The 11,661-nt window shown below is 39.8% G+C and carries 11 protein-coding genes and 1 other annotated feature; all 11 genes read left to right on the plus strand.

The window, feature by feature from the left end; all coding sequences use genetic code 11:
* Positions 1-15: 15 nt before the first annotated feature.
* The 11 genes from msrB (at position 16) to BMZ99_RS16030 (ending at position 11,598) form a co-directional block, all read left to right on the plus strand.
* On the plus strand, positions 16-453 hold the full coding sequence (gene msrB, locus BMZ99_RS15980; protein WP_090939384.1) for a peptide-methionine (R)-S-oxide reductase MsrB: 438 nt from the start codon (positions 16-18) through the stop codon (positions 451-453).
* A 13-nt stretch (positions 454-466) separates the two neighbouring features.
* The gene (gene sfsA / locus BMZ99_RS15985) at positions 467-1,153 is read left to right on the plus strand and encodes a DNA/RNA nuclease SfsA (protein WP_090939387.1); all 687 of its coding nucleotides are present in this window, start codon (positions 467-469) and stop codon (positions 1,151-1,153) included.
* Between the two features lie 37 nt (positions 1,154-1,190).
* Positions 1,191-2,087, plus strand: a complete 897-nt coding sequence (locus BMZ99_RS15990; protein WP_090939390.1) for a radical SAM protein — start codon at positions 1,191-1,193, stop codon at positions 2,085-2,087.
* 49 nt (positions 2,088-2,136) lie between these two features.
* On the plus strand, positions 2,137-3,516 hold the full coding sequence (locus BMZ99_RS15995; RefSeq protein WP_090939393.1) for a lipase family protein: 1,380 nt from the start codon (positions 2,137-2,139) through the stop codon (positions 3,514-3,516).
* Between the two features lie 26 nt (positions 3,517-3,542).
* Positions 3,543-5,432, plus strand: a complete 1,890-nt coding sequence (pepF, locus tag BMZ99_RS16000) for an oligoendopeptidase F (protein WP_090939396.1) — start codon at positions 3,543-3,545, stop codon at positions 5,430-5,432.
* A gap of 131 nt (positions 5,433-5,563) precedes the next feature.
* Positions 5,564-5,787: a binding site (T-box leader), on the plus strand.
* A 48-nt stretch (positions 5,788-5,835) separates the two neighbouring features.
* Positions 5,836-7,080: a threonine ammonia-lyase gene (ilvA, locus tag BMZ99_RS16005; protein ID WP_090939400.1), complete on the plus strand. Its 1,245-nt coding sequence runs from the start codon at positions 5,836-5,838 to the stop codon at positions 7,078-7,080.
* Positions 7,081-7,129: 49 nt separating this feature from the next.
* A complete protein-coding gene (locus tag BMZ99_RS16010; RefSeq protein WP_245755008.1) occupies positions 7,130-7,768 on the plus strand; it encodes an alanyl-tRNA editing protein in 639 nt (212 codons plus the stop codon).
* Positions 7,769-7,981: 213 nt separating this feature from the next.
* Complete coding sequence (locus BMZ99_RS16015; protein WP_090939406.1) at positions 7,982-9,454, plus strand: sigma-54 interaction domain-containing protein; 1,473 nt, start codon at positions 7,982-7,984, stop codon at positions 9,452-9,454.
* A gap of 296 nt (positions 9,455-9,750) precedes the next feature.
* Positions 9,751-10,056, plus strand: a complete 306-nt coding sequence (locus tag BMZ99_RS16020; RefSeq protein ID WP_090939409.1) for a (2Fe-2S)-binding protein — start codon at positions 9,751-9,753, stop codon at positions 10,054-10,056.
* On the plus strand, positions 10,053-11,141 hold the full coding sequence (locus BMZ99_RS16025; RefSeq protein WP_090939412.1) for an NAD(P)/FAD-dependent oxidoreductase: 1,089 nt from the start codon (positions 10,053-10,055) through the stop codon (positions 11,139-11,141). The genes BMZ99_RS16020 and BMZ99_RS16025 overlap by 4 nt, the downstream gene beginning before the upstream one ends.
* Before the next feature lies 1 nt (position 11,142).
* On the plus strand, positions 11,143-11,598 hold the full coding sequence (locus tag BMZ99_RS16030; protein WP_090939415.1) for a 4Fe-4S binding protein: 456 nt from the start codon (positions 11,143-11,145) through the stop codon (positions 11,596-11,598).
* Positions 11,599-11,661 lie beyond the last annotated feature (63 nt).

The raw sequence follows: 11,661 nt of genomic DNA on the forward strand, positions 1-11,661 counted from the left end.
AGAGGAGTGTTATGAATGAAAGATAAGGAAGAACTAAAGCGTACACTCACCCAAATTCAATACGAGGTAACACAAAATCAAGCAACTGAACCTGCTTTCCAAAATGAATTTTGGAATCATACCCAGCATGGTATTTATGTGGATGTTGTATCGGGAGAGCCTTTGTTTACTTCTTTAGACAAATTTGATTCTGGCTGCGGATGGCCTAGCTTTACCAAGCCTATTATGGAAGAGGTCATCAGAGAAGAACAAGATGTCAGTCATTTCATGGTTCGTACCGAAGTACGCAGTAAGAAGGGAGATTCCCATTTAGGGCATGTGTTTAATGATGGTCCTGCACCTCGCAAATTACGCTATTGTATTAATTCGGCGGCGCTGCGTTTTGTCCCTAAAGAAGAGTTAGAAAAAGCAGGATATGGGCAATTTGTTCCACTGTTTAATAAGGAGAAATAAATGGCAGGTATTCATGAAATATAGTGATATTGTGCAAGGTATTTTTATAAAACGTGTCAATCGATTTATTGCCCATGTGCTAGTTGATGGAATCGAAGAAGTGGTTCACGTCAAAAATACAGGCAGATGTCGAGAGCTTTTTATTGCTGGAAGGATCGTAATACTGGAGCGAGCCAAAAATCCGGAGCGAAAAACCAGATTTTCGATTATTGGCATCTACAAAGAAAATCGTTTGATTAATATTGATTCGCAAGTTCCCAACGCTGTTGTTTTTGAAGCATTGCAGGCTAAAGGAATTTTGGAAATCACAAATATAAAAATGGTGAAAAGAGAAGTAACCTATGGAAAGTCTAGATTTGATCTTTATTTTGAGTCGGCTGATTGCCGAGGTTTTATTGAAGTAAAAGGTGTCACGTTAGAAGAGGATGGTCTGGTAATGTTTCCTGATGCCCCTACTCTCCGAGGGACTAAACACGTGCTTGAAATGGTAAAGGCAGTGGAAGAGGGCTATAAGGGATATATTTTTTTCCTGGTTCAGATGAAAGAGGTAAAAAGCTTTAGTCCTAATTGTAAAACTGATCCGGGATTTGCTGCAGCTTTACGACTTGCCGCTCAAAAAGGAGTTACACTGCTTGCGTATGACTCCTTAGTCAGTGAGGATGAAATTATAATCGGGGATAAAGTGGAGATCGTATTGTAGGTCCTACTTTATATGTTTTTATTATGGAGGAAAGTGTATGTATTTTGATACTGCGGGAGGGCCTGTATTTCGTCCGCCTAGTGAGGCGGAAAGTTTTATTTTAAGAGTAACTATTGGGTGTTCGCATAATCGCTGCACCTATTGTAATATGTACAGAAGTGTCAATTTCCGTACGAGAACGATGGATGAAATTATGGAGCAAATTAACCATGCCAAGCAATATAAGGATTTTATTCGCCGTATCTTCTTAGCAGATGGCAATGCTCTTGTTTTGTCGACCGATATACTTTTGGAAATTTTAAAATTGTTGAGAGAGAGTTTTCCAAAATTGCGCAGAGTATCCTGTTATGCAGGACCCAATGATATTTTAAGAAAAACACCTGAAGAACTGCAAGATTTATCAAAAGCCGGACTAAAACTGGTGTATTATGGCATGGAGTCGGGGGATGATGAAGTATTACGTCATGTGAATAAAGGGGTTACTGCACAGCAATCCATTGAGGCGGGGCAGAAGGTGGTGGCTGCCGGCATTAAGTTATCTCTAATGGTCATAATTGGCCTTGGAGGAAAGGTGGGCTCAAGGCAGCATGCTTATCATACTGCTCAGGCAGTAAATGCTATTCGACCGACAATGCTTAGTGCTTTAACGTTGATGATGTACCGGGGAAGTGAATTGCGTGCAGAATTTGAGCGCGGAGAATTTGAAATTTTATCGCCAGTTGAAATAATGGGTGAATTGTATGAACTGATTCATGGAATTGATTTACCGATTGAATCTCATTGCCTTTTTCGCAGCAATCATATATCCAATTACGTAGCTTTAGCAGGCACACTTCCACAAGATAAAGAAAAATTACTAGCTGATAGTCAGAAAGCGATCGGGCATTTATCAACGATGACGGAATGGGACCCTTATAATAATGTTGAACAATAGGCATTAAGTTTAGTGCTGCCATTGTTAAACAAAGAGGAGGTTAGTAGTAGTGGGAAACGAGCGTTTAAAAAAAATAATATGTTGTTTATATATAATTAGTATGCTGCTGCTTTCTGAGCCTGTTATTGGCAGTGCAGGGGCACTAGAAGAATATGAAGAGGCCAGGAATCTATATTTAGCTGCTGTTGCCTGTACGGCTGCATATAGTGATCGTGAAGGAAATATTGCTCGGGATGCGCTGGAGCAGAATGGCTGGAAAATAGAGTCGTATCGCGAAAAAACCGCTCAGGCAGATGTTCGTTTTTTGGTAGCTAGAAAGATTCAGCAGGGGAATACAGTACCTTCGTATATGCTTTCTGTAGTGGGGACTGAAAATGTAAAAGATGTAAAAGTTGATCTGCGTGTAAGTAAAGTTTATTTTTCGGGAAGAACCCCTGAAGAGTTTACTGCTAATTCCCTTCTTAGAAATATTCCAGATACGGCTCCGAAGGTGCACAAAGGGTTTAATCAATATGTCCAAGCCGGATTAAATAGGGAAGTGCTCGCTGTAGACAGTAATTCCGATAAATCATTGCTGGAAATGCTGCTGGAAGACAAGGAAAAGAAAGTATATTTAGTAGGTCATAGTTTAGGTGGTGCTGGAGCTACCATTGGGGGAGCCAGGCTCCTTGATATGGGCGTAAAACCAGAGCAGGTGGAGGTGATTACCTTTGGTGCGCCAGCAGTGGGCAATAAGGCATTTCGAGATAAGTTTGAACCTGCCTTGCATCTTACTCGCGTTGTGACTACTGGTGATCCTGTTACTGGAGCACTGCAGAAGCTAGTGGGAGGATATGAACAGTTTGGGAGAGAAATTCGCTGGCAGACTCCAAGTAACCAAAATGCTGATCCGCATCAAATTGCCTTATATCTGGATTTAGCGATTAAAAATTATTATCAAAAAAGAGAACAAGCTGTATTAGCTGGAGAATTGTCAATACCAAATGAAACAATGATGACTCCTGGTAAGGCAAGAGTATATGTTGCACCGATACAAAATCAATTGCCTAAAGAGCTGCAGAGTGAATTTACCTATATGAAGGAAGCTCTATACGATGAATATCGAAATACGTTACCAGGATATGTACTAGATACAGAAGATGGAAATGAAGATATTTTTCAAAAAGCAGTTGCTGCAAGCTGTGATTTGGTAGTAGTGCCTGAGATCCAAGCATATAAAATTAAAAATGAGAAAGATACAAGTTATATTACCTTAGAGCAGCGCGTATACCAGGTAGGGAATGGTACTATGGTTACTGCCGCCAGTTACGGAAGCAGTACGCGGGATTTGACGTCTCTTGAAGCTCTAATTCACAATGCAAAGAATATGAGTCAAAACAGACAGGAGTGGCTGGGGGTGGATCAGAGCTCAAGTAGTAAAAAAAACTAGATCGGATATGAAAGGAGAGTATGCTAATGTCAAAACAACCTCATTTCGTTCCTTTTGCTCTTAGCCTTATGCTATTTTCTACTTCGAGTGCTATGGGAGCAGAAGTGGAGTCGTTCCAAATTCCCGGTCGTGAGGAAATTGCAGCTGAGTATAAATGGCATCTTGAAGATTTATATGGAAGCGACGAGGAGTGGCAGACTGACTATAATAAGGTGAAAAAAATGTTGCCTAAGGTCGGTGAATATAAGGGGAAGCTGGATAGTTCCGGAAAAAATCTGTTAGCCTGTCTTATGCTTAGAGATGATATCACCAAGATTACAGGAAAGCTATATCCTTATGCTCGAATGCATCAAGATGAAAATACAGCAGATAATAAATATCAGGCATTAACTGGCAAGGCTCAGTCTTTAAATATTGAAGTCAATACTGCAATAGCCTTTATTGAACCTGAAATAGTGGGAATACCAGCAGAGAGACTGGAAAAAATGCAAAAGCAGGTAAAGGGATTAGGTGTATATTCATTCTATTTACAAAGTTTGATGCAGCAAAAACAGCATGTGCTTTCACCGCGGGAAGAAGCATTGTTATCTAGGGCGGGAGAAGTAGCTGCCGCACCAGCAACCATCTTTAATGTTTTAGCAAACGCAGAAGTCAAATTTCCCTCAATTCAGGATGAACGAGGGCAAGAAGTTCAATTAAGTGAAGGTCGCTACAGTAATTATCTACGTTCTTCTGATCGTCGTGTTCGTCAGGATGCTTTTGACGGAATTTTAGGTTCTTATAGTCAATATCGCAATACATTGGCAGCAACACTAAATGGACACGTCAAGCAGCATGTCTTTTTTGCTCAAGCCCATAACTATAAATCGTCACAAGAGGCAGCTCTTATGCCGAATCATATCCCTGTAGAAGTATATGATAATCTTGTAGCCACAGTAAATCGCAACCTGACTCCTCTGCATCGCTATGTGTCCCTTAAGAAGAAGGCACTAGGTCTAGAGGAGATACATATGTATGACTTATATGCTCCGGTGGTAAAGGATGTAGAAATTCGGATATCGTATCCTGAGGCTTTGGAGCTTGTAAAAAATGCTTTGGCTCCTCTCGGTGAGGACTATATAGCAGACTTTAATAAGGGCATTTCCTCTCATTGGATTGATGTGTATGAGAATCAAGGGAAACGTTCAGGTGCTTATTCTTGGGGGGTATATGGCGTTCATCCTTTTGTATTTTTAAATTATAATGGACATTTTAGTGATGCATCTACCCTTGCTCATGAGATGGGGCATGCATTGCACAGCTTTTATAGTGCTAAAAGCCAGCCGTATCCCACCGCAGATTATGTCATCTTTACAGCGGAAACTGCCTCAACTACAAACGAGATATTGCTTATTGATTATATGTTAGCAAAAACAGCGGATAAAAAAGAAAAGATGTATTTGCTGAACCAATACTTAGAAAATATTCGTACGACTCTGTACCGGCAGACAATGTTCGCTGAATTTGAAAAAGAGATTCATGACCGAAGTGAAGAGGGCGAGACCTTAACTGCAGATCTTATGGAGGAGATCTACCATGATCTTAATGTGAAGTACTTTGGCCCAGAAATGATCGTAGATAAAGAAATTGATATTGAGTGGGCCCGGATTCCACATTTTTATCGAAATTTTTATGTTTATCAATATGCTACAGGATACTCTGCTGCAACGGCGTTTGCTAAGCAGCTTCAAACCGAAGGCGAAGCTGCCCAAGAACGATATACGAATCATTTTCTAAAAAAAGGCGGTTCTGATACACCAATCCGTATATTAAAAAATGCTGGTGTTGATATGTCCACTCCTCAGCCGATTGAAATCACCTTAGCTAAATTCAGTCAGTTATTGGATGAACTAGAAGTTTTATTAGCACAGGGATAACCATTATATAAAAACAAATGTTTTATTGTATAAAACACATTGAGAATAAGGTTACAAAAATACCGTAAATAATAAAAAAATATTGACATTAGTAAAGGTAAAATGGTAGAATTCATTTCAAAGCATAATGGAGAAGAGTAATGACGGAGTAAGTAGACCACTTGCAAATTTTCAGAGAGTCGGCACATGGTGAAAGTCGACAATGAGCGGTGGAGGAAGATCCCTCCGGAACTGTATTTCTGAACATTAGTAAGAAATGCCGGGTTAGCCACGTTATTGGGCTTAGGTTTGATAGAACTGAAGAGGCATAGCTTTGCAAATAAGGTGGTACCGCGGGTAATAACTCGTCCTTGTATATATTCAAGGACGAGTTTTTTATATTCAAAATTATTGGAGGTAATGTATGTTTAAGCAAAATAATAGTATTTTTCATGTAGCGAACTCTTGTATATCAATTGAAGATATCTATGCTGCGGAGAAGAATTTACAAAGTGTAGTCAAAAAAACAGAACTCATTGAAAGCCCCGTATTTAGTAATGAGTGTGGTAATCTTGTATTCATTAAACCAGAAAACCTGCAAGTTACAGGTGCGTTTAAAATCCGTGGAGCCTTTAATAAATTGAGTAAGTTAAGTAATGAAGAGAAAGGCAGAGGAGTCATCGCTTCTTCAGCGGGAAACCATGCACAAGGTGTAGGTTATGCAGCTCAAATACTGGGTATTAAAGCCACTGTCGTCATGCCTGCGACTACGCCTATTATTAAAGTAGAAGCTACCAAAAATTATGGGGCAACAGTTGTATTATATGGAGATAGCTATGATGAGGCCTATAAAAAAGCCAGAGAACTGGAGGCTGAACATAACTATGTCTTTGTGCACCCTTTTGATGATTTGGATGTAATTCTAGGTCAAGGAACAGTGGCTTTGGAAATTCTGAATGAATTAGAAGATGTTGATGAAATTTTAGTTCCTATCGGTGGAGGCGGTTTAGCAAGTGGCATTGCCTTTGCTGCAAAAATGTTAAAGCCAAGTATCAGAATTATCGGAGTTGAACCAGAAGGTGCATGCTGCATGAAAGAATCTCTGACGAATAATCAAGTAATAGAGTTGGATAAAGTGGATACCATAGCAGACGGTGCTGCTGTAAAAAGGGCAGGTACATTAACTTTTGAATTTATCAGAGAATTTGTTGACGAAGTCATTGCCGTTTCTGATTTTGATATCGCAGAAGCAATATTACTCTTAATCGAAAAGCATAAGCTCATTACAGAAGGAGCAGGGGCATTATCGTTGGCAGGCTTAAAAAAAATATCTTCCAGGAATAAAAAAGTGGTTTGTTTAGTTAGCGGCGGAAATATTGATATTTTAACGATCTCAGCTATTATAAATAAAGCTTTAGTCTTTAGAGGAAGGCTATTCTGCTTTACAATCAATTTACCTGATAAACCAGGGGAATTATTACATGTTGCCAAAATTATCTCTGAATTAAATGCAAATGTTATAAAATTAGATCATAATCAATCCAAAGTGATGGATAGTTTTAAACAGGTTCAGCTGGAAGTAACCGTAGAGACAAATGGACACAGCCATGTAGAGGAAATTGAAGCTGCCTTTTTGCGAAATGGTATCGACATCCAGAAAATTTACTAATTATAAATAGAATAAAGTCTGAATTGTGAAATGAGGTGAAAGTATACTTATGAAAAAATTGTTTTGGAAAGATCCTTATTTGACGCAATGTATTGCAACGGTAACACGTATTGAGGGAAATCATATAACTCTTGATAAAACAATTCTATTTGCTTTTTCTGGCGGTCAGGCATCAGATTCTGGAACGATTCATGGGTATCCAGTAGCAGCAGCCAAAAAAATTGGCAGAGAAATTGTTTATGAGATTGATGCAGCTCATGATCTGCAGGTGGGTCAGCAAGTGAAAGTGGTTATTGATTGGGAGAAGCGATATAAAATTATGAAGCTGCATTTTGCCGCAGAGATTGTATTGGAGCTGATGGTCCAGAATTTTAACAATCCTCCCAAAATCGGTGCTAATATAACTGCAGAAAAAGCAAGAATAGATTTTCAATGGAATGGAAATATTTCAGAGGTTCTTCCTATGCTTCAAAAGCGGATTGAGGAAATGATTGAGTCGAATGCTCCAATTCTAAGCGAATTTAGTGATGAAGAGCAGGAAATCAGATATTGGAAGATTGATGGTTTTGGCAAAGTTCCCTGCGGGGGAACTCATATAAAAAATACGGGTGAAATAGGTTCTGTTTTGCTAAAAAGGGGAAAACGTCTTGGTGCTAATAAAGAAAGAATTGAGATCTATTTGTGTTAAGTTATAAATAGTTAAAATTAGATATTGCCTATTATAACTTCTTATTCTATAATGAAATAAAAAAGTGTCAATTAACTGACACAAGCAAAGACGCTTGTACAGGGACTGATTTTAGTTCTGTGTGAAGCGTCTTTTTTGTTTAGTAAAGTTTATAGTTATCTTCTATAATGCAGGAGCTTGAAACATTTTTATACTATAAGGGAGGCATGCTTTATGAATTCTCATTGTTCCTTGTCCATTGAAGAATTTCGCAGTTACCTTGAAACAGACCAATCAGAAAAAATAATAGAGAGCTTTCAGCATCTTTTAACCTTATATGAATTGCAGCAGGCCAGACTAGAAGCGCTGTTAGATACGGTCAATGAGGCAATATGCATTATTGATGAATCTGACAAAGTGGTAGTCTGGAATCATCATGCCGAACTTTTATATGGAATTGCCACTGATGAAATCATTGGGCGCCCGATTGAAGGATTTTTCTCCAATTTAATGTTAACTAAAGTGATGAAGGAACGGCGCACTGTTCATGAAGAATATCATACTCCCTGTCCTGATACTCATGTATTAATTAACGCAAGGCCAGTAAAGCTATCAGGTCAGGTAATTGGTGGAGTTTGTGCGGAACGGGATATTACGGAAGTGGTGCAGTTAAATCAAAAACTATCTCAGACTCATCAGGAAGTACAAACTCTAAAGCAAGAAATTGATAAAATTCATTCCCAGTCTGATTCCTTTTCTACTGTGTATGGTCATAGCAGCGCGATTCGCGAAGCGGTTAGCATTGCCAGACGTGTTGCAGCAACGGCTGTTCCAGTATTACTGCGTGGGGAAAGCGGTACAGGAAAAGAATTATTTGCCCGTGCTATTCATGATGCCAGTCAAGTTACCGGTCCCTTTATTGCTATAAACTGTGGAGCGATTTCTCCTAGTCTATTTGAAAGTGAATTGTTTGGTTATCAGCCTGGAGCATTTACAGGAGCTGACCGAAAAGGAAAAGTGGGGTTATTGGAACAAGCAAATGGGGGAACTCTTTTGTTAGACGAACTGGGAGATATGCCGAAAGACATGCAGGTGAAACTATTAAGAGTTCTACAAGATAAGAGCTTCTATCGTGTGGGTGGCAACAAAGCGATTCATATTGATGTTCGTATTATTGCTGCGACTCATCGTAATTTAGAAGAAATGATTAAGAACGGTGAATTTCGAGAAGACCTATATTATCGCCTAAATGTAGTGGCGGTGTCCTTGCCTTCATTGCGTGACCGGTTAGATGATATACCTGAATTAGTTCATAAAGGTGTTTTACATTATGGCACAATTCACAATAAAAAAATTTCAAAGGTGAATCCCGCACTCATGGCATCGTTTATCCAATATCCATGGCCTGGCAATATTAGAGAGCTATTCAATGTATTAGAGCGTCTAGTGATTTTAGCTGATAGTGATCAATTGGGTATCGATAATCTCCCAGTTACTTTCTGTCAATTAGATTTTCCTGTGGAAAGCATAGATCCCTGCGCTATGGAAGGCAGTTTGTTGGAAAAAACTATAAGCCTAGAAAAAGAAGTGATTGCGAAGGTTCTGGCGGAGTATCATTTTAATAAAGCTGCTGCAGCAAAGAAACTCGGTATTCCTCGCAGCACTTTATATTACAAGATGCAGAAGCTGGGATTGGAGTGTCAATAAATTGACGCTATCGTCGAATGATAGATGAAAAACGTTGTCATAAGAGATCAGTAATCAACATAGATACAGAAAAAGTGCCGAAAGAAGATGTTCGGCACTTTTTTATATTGATGTGAGCTAACATGATTAACACAGAGGAGAACTTTTATCCCTTATCTATGTTTTCTCTGGGTTCTCTGCGCCTCTGTGGTTAAAAGTTGTAGTATTGTTTTTTCTGCTGTTATTCAATTTATAATATAAAAAATATATAGTTGGCACGGTTATTGCATTAGGAATAGAGCAGGAGGTGTTTAACTATGAGAATTGTCAACCATCCAATACTGACATTTCCAAAGCAAGATATGGTGACCTTCACATTGAATGGTCAAACGATAGAGGGAGTTGCGGGAGAGCCAATTGCGGCTGCACTGCATGCGGCTGATGTAAAGGTATTGCGTCATAGTCATGGACGCCATCGTCCTCGTGGTCTCTTCTGTGCCATTGGAAACTGTTCATCATGCTTGATGACAGTTGATAAAATTCCGAATGTACGGGTTTGTATTGAGCCTCTTCGCGCTGGTATGGTAGTTGAGACCCAAGAAGGGAAGGGGAAGATCGTATGATAACGACAGAAATCTTAGTCATAGGAGCTGGCCCGGCTGGATTAATGGCTGCCATTCATGCTGCAGAGGCTGGTGCAAAGGTATTGCTTGTTGAACGGGCGGATCGTTTAGGTGGTCAGTTAATTAAACAAACTCATAAATTTTTTGGTTCGAAGGCAGAATTTGCTGGTGAGCGTGGAATGGATATAGCTGAAAAATTAATCAGCCAGAGTTCAGATATTTCAGGTATTACCATTTGGAAGAATGCTGTAGTACTGGGAATCTATCCAGATGGAGTAGTTACGGTTTCCCATGAAGGTGAATTTTGCACGGTCAGACCTAAAAAAATTATTATCGCAACTGGTGCTTCTGAGAAAACCATGGCTTTTCCTAATAATGATTTGCCAGGTATTTATGGCGCAGGGGCAGTTCAAACCTTAATGAATGTGCATGGAGTAATACCAGCAAAAAGAATACTGATGATTGGTGCTGGCAATATTGGTGTAATTGTAGCCTATCAATTACTGCAGGCAGGTGTTGAAGTTGCAGGCATTGTAGAAGCGGCACCACAAGTAGGAGGTTATCGTGTTCATGCGGCTAAGCTGCAGCGTCATGGTGTACCCATTTATACATCTCATTCGATACAATCAGCCCATGGTGACTCCTGCTTAGAAGGTGTTACGATTTGCCAACTAGACGAACAATGGCAGCCGATTGCGGGAAGTGAACAATATATTGCTGTCGATGGGCTCTGTTTGGCTGTTGGCCTAAGCCCCTTGACAGAGCTGTTGTGGCAGGCAAATTGTGAAATGAAGTTTGCAGCAGAATTAGGTGGTTATGTACCAATGCGTGATGCCAACATGAAAACAACACATGAAGATATTTATGTAGCTGGTGATGTCTCAGGAGTCGAAGAAGCTTCGGCCGCCATGGTCGAAGGGAAATTAGCAGGATTATATGTTGCTTCCGTCTTAGGACATAAAAAGGATTCGTTTACAGATGAGTTTCAGATTGCTAAGTCACAACTGAGTGCTCTGCGCTCTGGTCCAGCAAGTGTGAAGATTTGCACGGGACTTAGCAAAGTTGTTTTAGAGGAGGTTGGATAAAATGCCGTCACAAGAGCGCTTTGCGAAAGGTCCAATCGCTTTATTCGAATGTATGCAGCAAATTCCCTGTAATCCTTGTGCTGATGCTTGTCCGCGGGGGGCTATTACCGTAAAGGAAATTAATGATTGTCCTTCTTTAAATGAAGAACTTTGCAATGGCTGTGGAGTATGTATGACTCACTGCCCTGGGTTGTCTATTTTTGTTGTTGACTATACGTATGGAAAAGATGCGGCCTTAGTTAAAATTCCCTATGAATTTTCTCCTTTGCCGGAGGCGAAAACCGTTGTTGATGCTTTAAATCGACAAGGCCAATGGATCGGTACCGCCCAGGTCATTCGGGTGCAAACCTCACCAAATAAAACAAATATTATTTGGTTGTCTGTGCCTCGGGAATTAGCTATGGAGGTACGCAGCATTCGCCTAAGAAAGCAATCTGGTAATATGTCAAGCCCATAAAAAATAAGTTTTGTAAGTAATCCGCAAAAAATGGGTGCACTAAACAAGCCTCTTCTTCAAGCC

The sequence above is a fragment of the Pelosinus propionicus DSM 13327 genome, assembly GCF_900114615.1.
Classification (GTDB): domain Bacteria; phylum Bacillota; class Negativicutes; order DSM-13327; family DSM-13327; genus Pelosinus; species Pelosinus propionicus.

Bases quoted from the DNA above. Each gene is read 5' to 3' on its own strand.
- msrB (WP_090939384.1), top strand. From the start codon at position 16: ATGAAAGATAAGGAAGAACTAAAGCGTACACTCACCCAAATTCAATAC.
- sfsA (WP_090939387.1), top strand. From the start codon at position 467: ATGAAATATAGTGATATTGTGCAAGGTATTTTTATAAAACGTGTCAAT.
- BMZ99_RS15990 (WP_090939390.1), top strand. From the start codon at position 1,191: ATGTATTTTGATACTGCGGGAGGGCCTGTATTTCGTCCGCCTAGTGAG.
- pepF (WP_090939396.1), top strand. From the start codon at position 3,543: ATGTCAAAACAACCTCATTTCGTTCCTTTTGCTCTTAGCCTTATGCTA.
- ilvA (WP_090939400.1), top strand. From the start codon at position 5,836: ATGTTTAAGCAAAATAATAGTATTTTTCATGTAGCGAACTCTTGTATA.
- BMZ99_RS16010 (WP_245755008.1), top strand. From the start codon at position 7,130: ATGAAAAAATTGTTTTGGAAAGATCCTTATTTGACGCAATGTATTGCA.
- BMZ99_RS16015 (WP_090939406.1), top strand. From the start codon at position 7,982: ATGAATTCTCATTGTTCCTTGTCCATTGAAGAATTTCGCAGTTACCTT.
- BMZ99_RS16020 (WP_090939409.1), top strand. From the start codon at position 9,751: ATGAGAATTGTCAACCATCCAATACTGACATTTCCAAAGCAAGATATG.
- BMZ99_RS16025 (WP_090939412.1), top strand. From the start codon at position 10,053: ATGATAACGACAGAAATCTTAGTCATAGGAGCTGGCCCGGCTGGATTA.
- BMZ99_RS16030 (WP_090939415.1), top strand. From the start codon at position 11,143: ATGCCGTCACAAGAGCGCTTTGCGAAAGGTCCAATCGCTTTATTCGAA.